The sequence below is a fragment of the Paenibacillus alginolyticus DSM 5050 = NBRC 15375 genome (assembly GCF_000422905.1).
Classification (GTDB): Bacteria; Bacillota; Bacilli; order Paenibacillales; family NBRC-103111; genus Paenibacillus_E; species Paenibacillus_E alginolyticus.
This window is the reverse complement of record NZ_AUGY01000012.1, coordinates 87,361-104,054: the sequence shown is the minus strand read 5'-3', so window position 1 is coordinate 104,054 and position 16,694 is coordinate 87,361. Positions and strand designations below refer to the sequence as shown.

Sequence of the window (16,694 nt, the reverse complement as noted above, 5' to 3'; positions counted from 1 at the left end):
CTTTTACCTTACCTGCTGCTTCCGCTTGGCTTTCATGTGATGATAGCGGGCTACTAACTGATCGACCTTTTGACTTTGCTCCTGGAACTCTTGATTGCAGGATAAAGAAATGGATTGCTTCATTAACTCTTCACCAAGCAAATTCAGCTTTCGCCGCTCCTTTTCCAGCTCACTTAACAATTCGTTCATTCATCCTTCCTCCCGTTTTTATTGTGAGAGCCAACATTAATGAAGGGTACATGTTGTATGTTAAAAGACTACTTAAATGGTAAGTTTTAATCTCATTTATGTCAATTGTGTGCTCCTCCATAATGGGAGTTATGAACTCAACCCCTGTAAAGAGGTGACGCTTGATGAATGGTTACGATAAAAAGAAGGTAGGGCAACGCATTCGGAAGCAACGAGAGGCTTTGGAAATTTCTCGTGAACAACTGGCTGAACGAATTGGACGGGTCCCAAGATTTTGCGCCGATATTGAACGAGGTAAAGCCGGAATGTCCATTGAAACGATGTTCAGCATTTGCAATTTGCTCAAGCTTTCTCCTAATGAATTGCTCCTGAGTCAAGAGGAGAGCGCCACACCTTACGATGAAACGGGATTGATAATGGCTGCGCTCAATCAATGCACAGAGAAGCAGCGTAAGGATGCTCTGGCGCTTTTGAAGCTTTTTTTGACCGCAATCCAATAACTCCCATCATTCACAAGGTGATTACAGTCCCATCATTTCGCGCACGATACGATCTGCCATCTTCACTGTACCGACGAGAACGAGCATATTAAAAATGAGTTCCCCGATATACGTCCACACCATCGTAACCGCGCCCGCATTAGCATCGACGGCTGGAGGAGCGGTAGCAAAGGCGGAGTAAATGATACACGCCAGTACAATAATCGCGCCTTCCAGACACGCTGCCGCGTATCCTTTCAGGAACGACTTGCCGATATTTTGGCTTGGCTCCCCCGCAAATGCGGACAGCGGAACGGGGGCTATTGCCGTATACAAATAGATACGAAAAAATCGCCCGTACACCGAAAGGATCATTACAAAGGATAGCACCGTAATGAACAAACTGCCGAGAATGGTGACGATCCACAGTGGAATGCTTTGCCAGAAGCCAACGTCTTCAATCGCTTGCGCTACCGTATCCGGCAAGGCCATAGCCTCTGACGTTCCGAACCCGGAGCGTCCCATCATCGTTGAGATGATCCCCTGTACAATCGTAAAGAGAGCCATCATCAACTCCAGCCCATAGGTTACGACCGCCTTGGCGAGCACAAATCGGATAAACAGCTTGACGGCCATCTCCGGCCTTTTCACTTCCGCAAAGCTGCCGGTCGTCTTCACAACGCCAATCACAAAAAATAAGACCAGGAGTGCCAATCCCGTAGCTTGCAACGCACCGTGAATATCAATAATCACACGCCATACGCCGCCGCCCTTAAAATCCGCTGGTGATTGGGTAACAAGATGCCAAATTTCATTCATCTTTTCGTTCCAGGTATCCAAAGCATTTTCGAGATTGTCGATGACCCAACTGTTTTTTGCCATATTCTCACCCCTTCCGTAAACAGGGGACAGACGAATCGTCCGCCCCCTCTTATGCAAAAGCTTCAAGCTCATCCGGCAATCAGGGCAAGGATTTCCTTAGTAAACGTAATAATGACTCCGCCGGCGAGTGTCAAAAATCCGTTTGCGCGCTGAGAAGGGTCATGGGACTTTAGCGACAACCCAATTTGAACAATGCCAAAACCGAGAATAATCATGCCGATCGCACGGATTAAACCGAATATAAAAGTGGATAGGTTGTTGACTGTCGTCATCGGATCGCCTTCTGCATAAGCGGTAGAGGTGAATACGGTTCCCGCTAAGATCAGCATGACGTACAGGGCCAGCAGTCGTTTCATTTTGAATTTCAAGCTCATCATTCCCTTCCTAAAAATAGCGACTCCATTTCTTCCTCCGACAGCAGCTCGTAATCCCCATTTTCATGAAGGAGCAGGGATTGCCAATCCAAAGCGTGCTCCGTTCCGCCATGTTGGTAGGGAAGACCGTTGCCATCTGTCGTCAGCGAGACATGGGGATGCCTGAACAAATCATATTTGTCGTCCTGGACTGGACGTTCGCCGCGGATAAAGAGCAGAGCATAGCGATTATCCAGCAACCTCACTTCATCAGGCGTGAGTAATTCACGACCTGACTGCTGGTAATTGATCGAATAGTTACCGTTTCGCCCCTTGCTCTGGCCGTAGGTATTGGTGTCTATCGTTTCCTTGCCCAGCAGCTCCGAGACGTATTTGTGGGTGGACTGTTCGTTACCGCCCAAATACAAAAACTCATCGCAGTTGCCCACAATGGATTCCCACGAATCCTTGTACAGCGCCTTGAGCTGCGCTAAATTTTGTAAAATGATCGACACGGAAATTTCCCGGCTGCGCATCGTCGAGAGTAACTTGTCAAATTCGTCGGGGAGCGCCACATTGGCGAACTCGTCCATGACAAAGTGAACATGAATCGGGAGACGTCCGCCATGCTGATAGTCCGCTTCATACATGAGGCATTGAAAAAGCTGTGTGTACAGCATGCCTACAATAAAATTGAAGCTGCTGTCGTTATCGGGAATGACGGCAAACAACGCCGTCTTCTTCTCCCCCATAACGGGCAATTCCATTTCGTCGACCATGCTCATCCCCGCAATCGTATGCAAGTTGAACTTCTCCAACCGAACGCCGAGGCCAATTAAAATGGACTTGGCCGTCTTGCCCGCCGCCAGCTTGAAAATGTTGTACTGCTTGACGGCAAGGTGTTCCGGGTCGCGCATGGCCAGCCGCTCGAACAGTTCATCGAGTGGGCTTTGGTACGTTTCGTCCTCCTCCCGCACCTCCGCAGCCGCGATCATTTCCATGACCATTGGGAAATTTTGCTCCTCGGGCGGTGCTTCATATAGCAGGTATAGCACGAGCGCTTCCAGCAAAGCGGTCTCGGATCGCTCCCAAAAGGGATCGTTGGTATTGCTGCCCTTTGGTGTCGTATTGCGGATCAGATTGGTGACCAGCTTGAGAACATCCTTGTCGTCTTGCAAATAGGCGAATGGATTGTAGCCATGCGAACGGTGCGGATTGATGAGGTCCAGCACCTTGATGACATAGCCTTCGGACTTGAGCAGATGCCCGGTATCGCGCAAAATTTCGCCCTTAGGATCGAGCACGACAAAGGACGTATGCGCCTGCATGACGTTCGGCTTGGCGTAAAACCGTGTTTTGCCGGAACCGGAACCGCCGACGACAAGAACATTCAGGTTCCGGCGATGCTTGCGGCCATCCAAGCCGATGCGTACCTGCTGCGTCAGAATTTTGTTTTGTTCCGGTTGCTTGTAGTGGTACTTGGCATTGATGCGTCTGGCCTTGCCCCATCGTGCGCTGCCGTGTTCTTCGCGCCGCCGATAGTTGCGCGGCGACGCCAAGTAGATGCCGACCGAAATCCCATAAGTGAGCGTGAACAGCAACAAGCTTCGTGGCGTATCCTCGACCCATTGAATCTGGAAGGGATGGTTAATCGCCTCGCTGAGATACAGCAGAAGTGCCGGTAATCCCTTTGACAAAGCGGGGGCGGCAAGCAGCGCCGCCCACACGACCGGAATAAAAAAAACCGCAAAGAGTAAAAGATTACTCCTTGCGGTTTCAGCGCGCCGCATGATGACTCCGGCGTTTTACCTTTTGATAGGGAGCGTCAATCGCTTTGAGCAGTAAATCGTCAACAGGATCGGTCGGCCGCTGCTGGCCGATCAAGTCGTTGCGGAGCGCATTCAAGGCGTTGATGACAATGCCATGCTCGTAATGATCCATTCTCAGGATACGTTCTTCCTCTTTCATCGCCACTCCTCCCAACAGAAAAATGAAAAGCAGATTCATGCCACGACTAGCGGGTGGTGGAATCGCTGCGATTCGGTTGCTGCTGTCACTGCTGGGCCAGCATACGGTGCATACGACGGGAAATGTCATGTACCGCATCCTTCATCACCGTCAGCTCGGCGCGAATTTGCTGCGGCTCCAACTCCTTAAGCCGTTCATGAACCCGGCCGAAGCGGAAAGAAGCCGTCTCGATGCCGAACTTTTTGCAAAGCATATACGCAGCGCAGTAAGCTTGGAAATTGTAATGTGAGCGGCTGTAGTTGTTATGGCCGCGATCAATCTCCGCATGCGCCAGCTCCTGTGCGAGCGCCCGAAAAATGTCACCGGCCCCCAGTCCGCGACGTATCACGATGTTTCGCGTATCCGGCTGATAAAGCGTATGAACTTCCGCAGGCAAGGCATCTCCAATCGTAATCGGAGCAGGTGACCGATCCATCAACGCCTTAATGCGCGTGCGGTCATCCGGGTAGATCGGCGGTTCCTTTTTCGGTGCGGTTGTTTGCGCAACATCGAACATCTTCTTGGGGTTGTAGCTGATTGCGGTACTCCCATCTTCCCGCTTGTATTCCTCGCCTGGCTCCAAGATGTAGAAGCCGGTTTCCTTGCGACGGATATAGACGCCTTGTTCTTTCCAACTATCAAAATCAGCAATGCGAGTGGCATCCGGGCGCTGTGCGAGAATAAGCAGCGCATTCGCGACGCTGTAGAGATCAAAACGGCTTTGTACGTCCAGATAATGCTGAAATTGTTCGCCGTTTTGAGCAATGGCGGCTGTGGCAGTGTCAATCGTCTCATACGTCCACTGCCGCAGTTCTTGCTTTTTTTGCGCCCATTCTTCTTTGTCGAACGGCTGCTCACGCTGACCGGAGGTCGTCGTGACTTGGGGCTGGAATAACTCGTCCAGTTCGCTCATTTCGATTTCCCTCGCTTTCGACCCCCGGTTATCGGAACGGACGCTTTACTGCCGGACGCCGACTTCCCGCGATCTCTGCGCTTAGGCAACGATGGTTCCTGCACCTGCTGCCGCCGTCTGGTCTCTGCCGCCCGGTTTACCTCCCGAATTTCACGCAGCAATTGGCGGACGGACACTTTTTCCTTCGGCTTTTCAGGGTCAATCGTAACCTTTTCGTATGCCGCGCTGCGCTCGGAGGTAGGCGCGGACGGAAAGGATGGTTCCATTGTCCTCTCCTCCTCTGTCGGCAGGAGGGGAAGCGGACGCTCCGGCTCCGTTCGCTCGACCTCCCACTCCTCGGCCGCCGGATGATCGGTTCCCTGCTGCTCGTTTACCGGCTGAACCTCCGCCGCCGGCTCGGGCTTTCCCAACAGATCGTCCAAAAAATCTTCGCTCACTGCCCCCTCGTTTGATGCCGGAGGCTCGCTGGTCCCGCCTTCGGGCGCTGCCAAGACTTGCTCCAGTTCTTGCGCCGCTCCTTTACGCTCGTCCGACTGCTTCCCGCTGCGGGACTTCACAATCTCCTGCTTGATGCTGGCCGTATCTACGGTCGCCAGCTTGAAGCGTTCAACGATTCGGTTGATCTTGGACGCATCCTCGGCCCGCACCATGACGTCGCAAAGCCCGTCCACATTTTTCTTGTCACGCAGCGCACAATAGAGGACACCATACCGCTTCGCTTCTTTGCAAAAAGTCGGCAAGTCTTCATTTCGTACTGCAAACACCTTCAGTTCCTTGCCGCTGCGCAGCAAGCTTTCCAGACGAATGCGGCCTCTTGTTCGTTTTTGCCCTTGCAGGGCGGCGAACAAATAAACGGCCAGATGCTTCGCGCCTTCACCGGAAATTTTCGCCATGACCTCAATGCCACGAAGACTCATGCTGACGACCTGATCGGCCGCCTCGGTTCCGCTGCTCATGGACATTGGCCTCCCTTCGTGTCGATTGGTCTTCCTCGTTACGTTGCAGCTTGTTTGCTATATCGCTGGATCGGGCAAGAATGCCAGTACAAAGCCTCACCTCCTTTCGGAGCTTCGCGAGCTGACGGGAAAGCTCAGCAATTTGCGACTTGTACGATTCGATTTGCTCGGGAAGTTGACAGCGGCGAAGTCGGTTGTACAGCATTTTGCGGAAGCTGTATCCTTGTTTCAACTCTGCCTGCAACCCATCAAGATAACCCGTCAATTGATCCGTACTGGAAATACGATGACGGCATAGCAGCTTGGTTTGCTCCGTGATCGCCGTCAAATGTCGCAAGTCTTCGCGCAATAAAAAAGACGTCCGTTTACGGGACGCGCGGGAATGGGGCAGAAGCCCCATCTTGAATAAGTAACGCATATACAAGGCTTGCAGGCCGCTAAATCTACGTCCGATGTGCAGGGTGCCGCGAACGATGACGGCTCGCCTGCGCCGCGGCAACGGCACCGGTGGCTGACGCTGCGGTAACTGGTTTTGCAGAATACGCTCTTTTATCGCATGCTCCGTGTATGCGTCGCCAAGACTGCGCAATCGAACAAACCGCTCTTTGCCCGGCGGGCGTATCGCTAAATGCTTGACGTTCGACTTCATTTCATAGCCCTGCTTCTGAAGGATCGCGAAGAATTGCGTCATCGTCATAGCAGTGGCGATAGCGGCGTCGATATCCTCGCGAATCAAGCCGCGCCAAGTCGGCTTGCTTTCCTGTTCCGCTCGCCACTCGCCGTAATGCTTGGCCTTACCCGGTTCCGGCTGCTCGATGACCGATAAGGCATGCTCCCGGCAAAGTCGATCGGAGGTTTGCCGCATCAGCGCGTAAGAGGCTTTGTTATCGTAATAGCGTTTACCGTCCAGGAACGACACCGCATTCAGTACAAAATGATTGTGCAAGTGCTCCTTGTCCAAATGGGTCGATACAACGACTTCAAAGCGCTCCCCCCATAGCTCCCGCGCCAGCTTGACGCCAACGGCATGTGCCATTTCCGGCGTCGTTTCGCCCGGTGCAAACGCCTGATACCCATGAAAAGCCACAATGCCATCGGTCTTTTGAAATTGTCGTTTGGTTCGCTGCATTTGCTCGTAGGCGGTCAGCGGATCGCAGTTGATCCCGCTGACGTAAAGCTGTTTTTCCGTTTTGGCATCCGCGCTGGTATAAGCGAGCACCTGCTGTAAATCATCATGCGCTACACGCGCTTGATCGGTCTTATCGGGATTGGTGGCGTAATCCAACACACGCTTGAGGCGGTCGGTAACGTCCCATATTGCGGTTGTCGCCATATGTGCTGTCCCCTTTACGGCGGATGTACGTTAGGATTTCCTTGTGGTACGGTTCTCGGTTCCGGTGCTGTCACGGCCTGTTGAATCTGCTGGACAGCGCGGCGCAAGTGATCAGCCTCCTGCTGAAAAGCTCCACGATCCAGATGTCCGGTCACATGCGCCTTCGCGGCCAATTGGTTAAGGTTATTGCCGATAGCGTGCAGTTCACGCATCATCGTGAAATAGTCTTTTGGCGGCATCGCCTTCGGAACATAGCCATTAATGAGAGATCGAATATAACCCTCCTGTGAAAGTCCCGATTTTTTCGCGCTCGCTTGGAGTCTTGTGTTTTCATCGTTGTTCACCCATACCTGAATGCGAATCGCTCGTCTTCTCATCATGTTCACTTCCCTCTTCAAAGGAAATAGCCGAATGAAACGCTAAATAGTTTCTGGCGTTCTAAAAAATACCGATCTTTGTTGGAACCTATATTCTTGATAAAACAGCGTGTTGTTGGAGGTAGGGGTATTAGGGGCTTGCCCCTAACAAGCGAATTTGGGAGACCAAATTCAGTGCTTGCTGCAACACGAGACATTCGTCTCGCGTCGCCCTGAAAGGCACCTGCCGGAAAAAAGGGGAAGGGTATCGAAAAGACGAAAGACGCTGATCGCTCAGCGTCTTCGTGTGAAACGTTATCGTGTTTGGCTTCCATCAACGTTCCTTGCCTATTGCCCGGCGTAGATTGGTCATCACCGTTTGATGGTCTAAACGTGTCGGATCGTTTCGCGCTTCTTCCTCTGCCTCCAAAAGTGCTTTTTCAATCTCCTCAGCCAGCTCATTATTGTCCTGTTCGCTCATGCCCTACCTCCTTGGAATCAGAATTTTGAAGCCACCTCTATTTTCGCCCGACACTGCTCTGAATACCATTGTACCGAGCGGTGCTAACGAGTTGGCTCCTCGCACTGTTTACGATAAATCCTCAGGTCGTCGTTAACGTCTTTCCTGATTGGCGGTTCATCTGAAATCTCGTAAGTTTGGCTGAGTAATTTCTGAATCGCTGCTGTCGCAGAACGGCCAGGTTCGTCGTTGTCCAAATGAAGCACCATGCGCTCCACTTCCGGATAGCTTTGCAAATAGTTGGTGAGTGCAGCCGGTGCAATGCCTCCATCCTTTTTTTCTTTAGGGCTATATATCCCGGCCAACGACAATTGATGCGATTGTCGCCAGTCCTTCCCGGAGATTGCAGCAAGGGTGCAGTACGATAATAGGTCAATTGCGCTTTCAAACAAATGCAACTCGGAGCCGTAGTCATCGGCTGGTATAGCAAACGAATACCGTTTATCGCTTCCTGGCGCTTCACCCATGTAGCGAGCTTTAGTTGTCCCGCGAATCGCCGCATAACGCGGAGCGCCTGTCAAATCGAATCCCACAAAGACCGCGTTATGGTACATTCTGCTTTCGTACAGTCGTCCTGAGTCGAGACAAAAGTCGATTACGTCGCGGGAAATGCCGCGCTTGCAAAGATAAGCAATGACACGATTTGAAGTCTCATACGGTTCGGGAAGCTCCAGCCGAGCAATTGAAGAAACGATTGGCGCAGCCGAAGATATATAGACGGGTGAATTATCGTCAATTTGCAATACCGCATCGGGAAACGATAGGCCACGTACCTTAATGAGATAATCCAGCGCCGAGCGGCCGCCAATCCCTCGCGACCACCAGAACCATTTGCCGTTAGAGATTTTAAGGCTGTCGTGAGTTCGAGTTGAATAGACATTGCGCGAGCACCGTACAAGTTCGTAAGGCTCGAAGCATTGCAGGTAAGTGAGCAGGTCCAATTGCTTTGCACGTTCGATTTGTTCTTTGTTGACGTAGCTCATAGCCTCACTCCTTTCGAAAAAATAAAAAGCCTGTGTGCGCATCATGAGCAACAGACGTCATTGTCGTATAGATTACCTCAACAAATAACAGGAAAACGCGTGAATACAGCGTTTATACAGCGTTTCCCTGTCTACTAGAGCGCGCCAATCTTCATCAGGTAAGAAAAGCAGTCGGCATGCCCTTGAACATAAAGCGCCAAACGTTCCATTTGTTCCGTTTCATCAATCGTCCGCTTGACTTCAAGCCATGCGAGATGCTCCTCGGCGCTTGTGAATATCAATTCATAGCCTTAAAATGGACTTGCCGAAAAGATGTTGTAACTGAATTTCTGCGCGTCTCCTAGCCAACGCCGCATACGTTTTATCACTACGCAGACGCTTGATAACTTGATTAGCCATTTCATCGAACAGGCTCTCGCCTGTATGATGATTCCATCGTTGCCGGGAAGACGCGAACCTATCCGCCTGGTTAGCGTTCATGATTGACAGCCTTTCGCTCCGGCAGCTCAGGTTCTTCATCCGACACGCTGTCCACGGCCTCGTTTTCCCGTTTGTCCATGTTAAGCAGCGCATTCAATTCTGCAAGCCGAGCAGATTTGGTTTGCAGCTCCTGCTCTTGCTTGAACGGAGCTTCGATCTGCTCCTTCGCCGTCACCATTTGTTTCATGAGTGTTGCGAGTTGGTCACGGTAATAGACAAGCTTATTCGGCAAATCCGACAATGTATTATTTATTCGCATGATATTGCCACCTGTATCCGGCCCAAGCGTAACCGTATGGCCCAATGCGCCGCGTAGTGTCGCCTTGTACTCCTTCGTGAAGCTGTCAAATGAAAGCCATATGGAAAAACCGAGATAGCTGCCCATCTCCTGCGGATCGGGCGAGGTCATACCCTTGCAGGCGTCCAACAAAGCTGCGCCCGCAGCAGCGCGTTCCGAGTAAGAATAATCCTTGATCGTCATGCCGGGAAAACGGGTCTCATCAGTGCTACCCTTCTCCGACACTTGGGCGCGTATGAACAAAGCCACGTCCTGCTCATACCCGGCAATGCGTTCCTCCGTAGACTTGATTTGCTGCGGCAGCATTTTGAGTAGCCGGTCCTCCAGCGCATAACGCTGGCTTAAATGATTCGCCTTGAGCAGCTTGAGCTTCGATACCTGGATGTCGAGATCCATTTTTTCCTTGATGTACGGATTTCCAGTCGCAAGCGCTTTAACTTCGGCATAGGACAAAGCCGTCTCATCAATGTCCTCGGCAGACCGAACCGGCGACTTGCTGGTCATGATCTGCGAGATAAACCGCTGCTTGTTTTCCAGCGTTTGATAAAGGTAAGCGTCAAACGTGTTCTCTGTGACATAGCGGAAGATGTGAACCTCGCTGTTCTGGTTGCCTTGCCGAATAATCCGCCCGCTGCGCTGCTCCAGGTCGCGTGGTCGCCATGGACAATCGAGGTCGTGCAGCGCACTTAGTTTGGTTTGTACGTTCGTCCCTGCGCCCATCTTGAAGGTCGATCCAAGCAGCACCCGAATCTGCCCCGTTCGTACTTTCGCAAACAGTTCCTTTTTCTTTATCTCCGTGTTGGCGTCGTGAATGAAGGCGATCTCCTCAACCGGAATGCCTTTCTCCGTCAGTTTTCGCCGCAGCTCGTCGTACACATTAAAGGTTCCGTCCTGCTTTGGAATGGAAAGGTCGCAAAAGACCAGCTGCGCGAGCCGCTGCTCCCGACTGTCGGCCCATTGCCGAAAGACGTTATCCGCGCAGGCGCTTACTTTACTGCCTTCGTCATCGGGTAGCATGGCATTTGCAAGCCGCTGATCGAGGGCCAGCTTGCGTCCGTCGTTGGTGATCTTGAGCATGTTGTCTTCATGCGGCTCTACTCGCTTCGCTCGCACCTGTTCGGCGCGGCTGGCGAGATCCGCGACCATCTCACGCTGAAAATCGCTCGGTGGCACAGCGACGTTGTGGAAGTGGGCTTTGGGAACCGGAAGCTGGAGCATATCCGCCGTCTGAATGTCCGCCACTTCCTTAAAGACGTTCATTAGCTCCGGCAAATTATAAAAACGGGCAAACCGCGTTTTCGCGCGATAGCCCGTTCCTTCCGGTGCCAATTCGATGGCGGTAACTGTTTCGCCAAATGTCGAAGCCCACGAATCAAAGTGCTGCAAGCCTTGCCCGCGGAGCCGCTCGTATTGCAAGTAGCGTTGCATCGTGTACATCTCCGTGATGGAGTTGGAGATCGGCGTACCCGTGGCAAAAATAATGCCCCGTCCTTCGGTCAATTCATCCAAATAGCGGCACTTGGCAAACATGTCCGATGACTTTTGCGCTTCGGTTTGCGACAGCCCGGCGACGTTGCGCATTTTCGTATAAAGAAACAGATTTTTATACGAGTCTGCTTCGTCGACGAACAATCGATCGATGCCGAGTTCCTCAAAGGTGACCACATCATCCTTACGGCTCGCGTCGCTCAGCTTCTCCAGCTTGACCTGCAGCGTCTTCTTTGTCCGCTCAAGCTGCTTGATGGCGTACCGCTCGCCCTTGGCTTCCTTTAGCTCGCGGATGCCGCTGGTGATCTCGGATATTTGTTCGTAAAGCTGCTGCCGCTGGCGCTCCGCCGAGATCGGAATTTTTTCAAATTGCGAGTGGCCGATGATGATCGCGTCGTAATCACCGGTGGCAATCCGTGCGCAGAACGTCTTCCGGTTCTTCGTTTCAAAATCCTTCTTGGTGGCGACCAGCACGTTCGCGGACGGATAGAGCATCAAAAATTCCGCCGCCCATTGCTCGGTCAGATGATTAGGAACAACCAGCATGCTTTTGTTACACAGGCCCAAATGCTTGCTTTCCATAGCCGCGGCGGTCATTGCAAAGGTTTTGCCCGCGCCGACGCAATGGGCGAACAGGGAATTGCCGCCGTAGAGCGTGCGGGCAACCGCATTGACCTGATGCTGCCGCAACCGGATTTCCGGATTCATCCCTGTGAAGCGGATATGACTTCCATCATATTCGCGCGGACGGATGGAATTGAACCGATCATTGTACAGTCGCGTGAGCTGCTCCCGGCGCTGCGGATCTTGCCATATCCAGTCTCGAAACGCTTCCTTCATGGCTTCCTGCTTTTGCTGTGCGATAGCCGTTTCCTGCTTGTTCAGCACCCGCTTTTCCACACCGTTCTCAACGGCCGTATCGAAAATTCTTACATCCCGCAGATTCAGCGTGTCTTCGAGAATTTTGTACGCATTGATGCGATTCGTACCGTAGGTGACATTAGCCTTAATATTGTTACTGCGATCATCGCTTTTGCCTTTGACGTTCCAGGCTGCTGTGTAGCCAGAATACATCACATTGATGGAGGTTTGGTACATATACGGCGTATCCACCAGTTCGAAAATGAATGCCCGAATGACTTCCGGCGGCAGCCAGGTTGCGCCCAGTCGCACATCAATCTCGGAAGCGTCCAAGTCCTTCGGCTGCACGGCTTCCAGCGCTCTAACATTTTCAGCGTACCGCTCGGTGTCATAGGCCGCAAACTGTTTGGCAGCGCGCAGCTTTTCACGCACATTGCCCGATAAATACGCATCCGCTGTTTCGTAGTTCGGTTGTCCTTCTTCGTCCAGATTTTCAGGATTCGGGAAGATCACGCCGCGAAGCTCCTGCACAAGCTGTTCCTGCGTGAGTCCGGTCAGTTCTGCCATATACGGCAGATCGACGCGAGCTTTCGTACCGATGGAAACCGCCAGCGCCTCCGAAGCCGTATCCACCTGTTTGATATTGGCTCGTTGCCGAATGGTACGCTTCGTGAACATATCCGCCTTACGCAGCAACCGTCCTTCCTCATCTATGACTTCCAACGAACAGAGAAGGAAGTACGAGCTGTCATCCGAAAAGGCAAGGCTATTGGCGCGACTGTTAATCAGGTCGTATTGCGCTGTGAACCGTTCATATTGCGTATCCAGCTTGCGCTGCTGCTCCCTTATCGCTTCGTTGCTGTAATCCTCGGTCTGGTATTCGATCAGTTCGCGCACCGTGTCCCGAAGCTGAATCATGCCCTTGATACGACCCGCCGCAGTTGCTGATGTTTCAACCGGCCGCATCCGGCTGTTTTCCCGAAAATAGATGCGTCCCTCGACCAGCGCAAAGCTGAAATTACGAACGGACGGGTCGGCAGGCAGGGAGACCTCTTCCTCCTCCGGCTGTTCCTCCCGTTCCAACTCGACCCACTCCGCATGGATGTTCGCCAGTGCCTCACGCAACAGCTCGTCCAAAGGAGCTTCCGGGTAGGGCCGGCAGGTCGTTTCCTGTTGATTGCCGTACATCCGGTCATCGTAGGCCATCGTACCAAGCACCATTTCGGGGCGGGCTGCAAAGTAGCTATTCACCGGCACATCCTCTGCCGTAACGCCGAGCGAAAGCCATTCCTCGGTTTGCTCGCTGACAGCCACCATGCGGTCCCGTTTTTGCAAAAACAAAATGTCGGCGGTCACTTCGGTTCCGGCATTCGCCAGGAACGCATTGTTAGGCAGACGCACCGCGCCGAGCAGCACGGCCCTTTCCGCGATGTATTTACGGACGGTTGGGTTTTGTTTGTCCATCGTCCCTTTCGACGTAATGAAGGCGACAATTCCGCCTGGACGAACCTTATCCAGCGTCTTCGCAAAAAAATAGTCGTGAATCAGAAACTTGTGCTTGTCGTATTTTTTGTCGGCCACGCCGTAGCTGCCGAACGGGACGTTACCGATCGCGAGGTCAAAAAAGCTGTCCGGCAAGCTGGTCTGCTCGTAGCCGCTGACAGCAATCGATACTTGCGGGTAAAGCTGCCGCGCGATGCGCCCGGTGATGCTGTCCAACTCCACGCCAAACAGCCGAGCGTCCTGAAATGACTCCGGCAATAGACCGAAAAAGTTGCCGATGCCGCAAGACGGCTCCAAAATATTACCGCTGCGAAAGCCCATCCTCTCCAGGCATTCGTACATCGCCTTGATGACGGTCGGAGATGTATAATGGGCATTCAGCGTGGAGGCGCGGGCGGATGCATACTCCTCCGGGTCCAGCAAATCTCGCAGCTCCGCATATTCGGTTTCCCATTGCGAATTCCCATCATCAAATGCTTGGGGAATCCCGCCCCAGCCCACATAGCGGGCAAGCACGGCCTGCTCGTCCGCAGCCGCCTGACGGTTATCCTTCTCCAGTTGCCCCAGCAGCCGGATCGCTTCCACGTTCCATTTGTACTTGGTTTTTGCGCCGCCATGTCCCAGTTCGTTGTCCATGATCCGGTAGTTGCTAACCGGAGTCGATTCACGCCGGATCTCGATCTCGGGCGTGGCAGCGGAAGGAGCAACGGGAGATATCCTGTCCCCCTCATCATGTGCCGGTTGTGCCGGTTGTACCGCTTGCTCCGGTTCGTCCACCAGTTCCGTATCCCTTTCCTCGTGTTCCGAATCCGATTCCTGCTGGCCGGAAATCAGATGATCGTTCAGCGGGTCCTCGCGCAGCATGCGCTCGAAATCCCGACGATTCATTTCCTGCATGAATAACGGAAATTGAACGTCCTGCAGCACAACCTTTCGCGACTCCAGCTGCGCAATTTCGTACTCGTCCGCACCGATAAAGACTTTGCTGCCCTCCGTATACCCATAGCGCGCCCGAGCCCGGTTGGGCATTTGCTGTGATTCATCCGGCTGCAATTCCGATAGCGGCAGATTGTGTTCCGTCTTTTCCGCCGCGCGCTGCCTGCGCTGCTCCTCCTGCTGCTCGGCATAGGCAGGCAACCGTTCTTCTTCCTGGCGGTTCAGATAGCGGCCCGCTGCCAGCAGCTCGCCAATGCGCTTTTGCACCTTGATCCACGGCAGCACGACCCGAACATCCGGGTTCATAATGGAACCGCGTGTCAGCGTAATTCCCTTACTATCGTGATTTTCATGAATATCGGTGCCGATCAGGGCAGGGAGGCGTCCGCCAGTGCCATATTCCCGTTTCAGAAAATCAGCGTTCTCCTGCGTCGATAACGACTGTTGAAAAAATAGCGCGATGCGAAGCTTTCCGTTCTCAAAACCACTTCCACCTTGCAGAACAGCGTCGATGGCCGCTTGAGGAAGTGAAAAAGCGGAGGCTTTTTCGTCCTCCGCTTGTTTCATCCATAATGTCTGCTGCTGAATAGAAGGCACCGATTTATGAGCAGGATCAAACTCGTTAAGGAGAATCATGCTGGAAAAATGTCCGGCAATAACCGACCAATCGTAAAAGCTCTGCGCCGTCCGATGCTCTGTCGATCCCGTCCAAAGATGCAGTACGTTGCGGTACGGCTCAAAACCGACCTTTATGTCATCATCTAGTGTTAACTCCGTCATTCCCGGAGGGAACAGACTGCGTATATACAGCGTTCGTTCCCGATCTTCCTTATGCACGTCGAAAAAGGCTTCGATAGCCGCCTTGCTCTCGGAAAGCGGCGCGGCGCGAAGCATATCGTTGATGATCGCTTGGTCATGAAAAAACGGAAGACTTCTGTCCTCCGTTTCCCGGTCGTACCATTTTAGTGATAGATCAGTTCCGTGAGAATCAGTTCCTCGGCCTGTTGTTTCAGGCTGTTCATGTGACTCGTCCAGCCCATCGGGTCGGTCGCCTTGTCCGGGGCCGGATGCTGCCGGATCAGTTCCTGCATCGTCAGGTCGATCTGCTCCCGCGCTGTCCGGTCGATGTCCGCCAGATGCCGGGTCAGTTGCTCCGACAGCATCAGGTGAGCGTAGGTTCCCTTCCGCTCCTCCTTGAGAAACGTCTTGCGCAACATCCCATATTTCCCGATGCTCATCGGTTCGGTCAGCGTCAGGTCGGGCAGCAGGTAATCCCCGCTCGGCGTGTAGGTCAGTTCCATGCTCCATCATCCTTTCGCGTGTTTTAGCTTCATTGTGCGGCAAGGATTCTGGCCTTGCAACGGTACGGCTCGCCTGACGCCCTTTTTTTCGCTGCTCGTCGCGGTGCATCGCCCGAACGGTGGATTCAATCTCGCGCAGCATCGTTTCAGCCACGTCGCTGATCGCCGCGCCCAAATGTGACAGTGCAGGGAGTGTATTGAAATAACCGACGCCGGAAAGATCGTCAACACTGATGTAATGGGAGGGTTCCAATCCGCAGCGTGTCAGCGCCATAAAGGCGACCGCGTATTGAGCGGCTTCTCTGAACAACAGTTCCACATGCGGCTCATCCAGTTCTTCCAGTAAGCTGTTGTCGCGCTCGGCTACCAGCATCCGCACGTAATCGGCGCTGTGATCCTCCACCGCGTTTCGGGCAGCGGTCAACAACACTTCAACCAGTTCCATCCCCGGCCCCGGTTCACTGCCAAACGCATTTTCCAGCGTTTCGATGACGGCCTCCGTATCCGGCTCCTCCATGCGCCATAGGGGAAAGGGCTGTCGGCTTCGGCTCTGCGTGTCCGACACATCGAAGACATGACGCAGCCCCAACTGACTGCCCCGATCCTCGATCAGCGCGATGCCTTTTGCGCCGCGCTTTACCCATCGGTTCAACCGCTTGTTCCATATTTCAATTGAAGCACAGGCTGTAGCATCGGGACGCTGCGCGTAGATCAAAAGTTGATCCTGAAACGGATACTTATAGTTCCACGCTGCCGACCGTAAAAAATCGGCCCAGCGCTCGGGATGATCCGAAACCGCGTGGGCCGTACTCGCGGCAAGCTCGGCGATTCGCTGTAACTTTGCTGTCACCGGTCG

General features: G+C 53.1%; 14 protein-coding genes. 1 reads left to right on the top strand and 13 read right to left on the bottom strand.

Annotated elements, in window-relative coordinates; genetic code table 11:
- Positions 1-3: 3 nt before the first annotated feature.
- Positions 4-189 (bottom strand): hypothetical protein, encoded by a 186-nt coding sequence (locus tag G519_RS0106525; protein ID WP_029193993.1) that lies wholly within the window; start codon positions 187-189, stop codon positions 4-6.
- 164 nt (positions 190-353) lie between these two features.
- On the opposite strand from G519_RS0106525, the gene G519_RS0106520 reads away from it, so the two are divergent.
- A complete protein-coding gene (locus tag G519_RS0106520; protein WP_029193992.1) occupies positions 354-689 on the top strand; it encodes a helix-turn-helix domain-containing protein in 336 nt (111 codons plus the stop codon).
- A gap of 21 nt (positions 690-710) precedes the next feature.
- On the opposite strand, the gene G519_RS0106515 is transcribed toward G519_RS0106520, so the two are convergent.
- The 12 genes from G519_RS0106515 to G519_RS53485 all read right to left on the bottom strand — a co-directional run bounded on the left by G519_RS0106515 (position 711) and on the right by G519_RS53485 (position 16,688).
- Positions 711-1,550, bottom strand: a complete 840-nt coding sequence (locus G519_RS0106515) for a hypothetical protein (protein WP_029193991.1) — start codon at positions 1,548-1,550, stop codon at positions 711-713.
- A 68-nt stretch (positions 1,551-1,618) separates the two neighbouring features.
- Positions 1,619-1,924 carry a hypothetical protein gene (locus tag G519_RS0106510; protein ID WP_036632213.1) on the bottom strand — a complete coding sequence of 102 codons (306 nt, stop codon included), beginning with the start codon at positions 1,922-1,924 and terminating at the stop codon, positions 1,619-1,621.
- Entirely contained in the window at positions 1,924-3,693 is a 1,770-nt protein-coding gene (locus tag G519_RS0106505) for a VirD4-like conjugal transfer protein, CD1115 family (protein WP_029193989.1), read from the bottom strand. Before G519_RS0106505 ends, G519_RS0106510 begins: the two co-directional genes overlap by 1 nt.
- Positions 3,680-4,000 carry a hypothetical protein gene (locus G519_RS52030; protein ID WP_244280037.1) on the bottom strand — a complete coding sequence of 107 codons (321 nt, stop codon included), beginning with the start codon at positions 3,998-4,000 and terminating at the stop codon, positions 3,680-3,682. The genes G519_RS0106505 and G519_RS52030 overlap by 14 nt, the downstream gene beginning before the upstream one ends.
- Positions 3,957-4,823: a hypothetical protein gene (locus tag G519_RS0106495; protein WP_029193987.1), complete on the bottom strand. Its 867-nt coding sequence runs from the start codon at positions 4,821-4,823 to the stop codon at positions 3,957-3,959. Before G519_RS0106495 ends, G519_RS52030 begins: the two co-directional genes overlap by 44 nt.
- Positions 4,820-5,779, bottom strand: a complete 960-nt coding sequence (locus tag G519_RS0106490) for a PcfB family protein (RefSeq protein WP_029193986.1) — start codon at positions 5,777-5,779, stop codon at positions 4,820-4,822. Before G519_RS0106490 ends, G519_RS0106495 begins: the two co-directional genes overlap by 4 nt.
- A complete protein-coding gene (locus tag G519_RS0106485; protein WP_029193985.1) occupies positions 5,721-7,112 on the bottom strand; it encodes a relaxase/mobilization nuclease domain-containing protein in 1,392 nt (463 codons plus the stop codon). Before G519_RS0106485 ends, G519_RS0106490 begins: the two co-directional genes overlap by 59 nt.
- Positions 7,113-7,126: 14 nt before the next feature.
- Positions 7,127-7,492, bottom strand: a complete 366-nt coding sequence (locus tag G519_RS0106480) for a plasmid mobilization protein (RefSeq protein ID WP_244280036.1) — start codon at positions 7,490-7,492, stop codon at positions 7,127-7,129.
- A gap of 310 nt (positions 7,493-7,802) precedes the next feature.
- Positions 7,803-7,949 (bottom strand): hypothetical protein, encoded by a 147-nt coding sequence (locus G519_RS49990; RefSeq protein ID WP_154669548.1) that lies wholly within the window; start codon positions 7,947-7,949, stop codon positions 7,803-7,805.
- Between the two features lie 83 nt (positions 7,950-8,032).
- Complete coding sequence (locus G519_RS0106465) at positions 8,033-8,971, bottom strand: DUF3991 and TOPRIM domain-containing protein (protein ID WP_029193982.1); 939 nt, start codon at positions 8,969-8,971, stop codon at positions 8,033-8,035.
- A gap of 134 nt (positions 8,972-9,105) precedes the next feature.
- Entirely contained in the window at positions 9,106-9,252 is a 147-nt protein-coding gene (locus G519_RS49985; protein WP_154669547.1) for a hypothetical protein, read from the bottom strand.
- A 188-nt stretch (positions 9,253-9,440) separates the two neighbouring features.
- Positions 9,441-16,688, bottom strand: a complete 7,248-nt coding sequence (locus tag G519_RS53485) for an N-6 DNA methylase (protein WP_029193980.1) — start codon at positions 16,686-16,688, stop codon at positions 9,441-9,443.
- Positions 16,689-16,694: the final 6 nt, after the last annotated feature.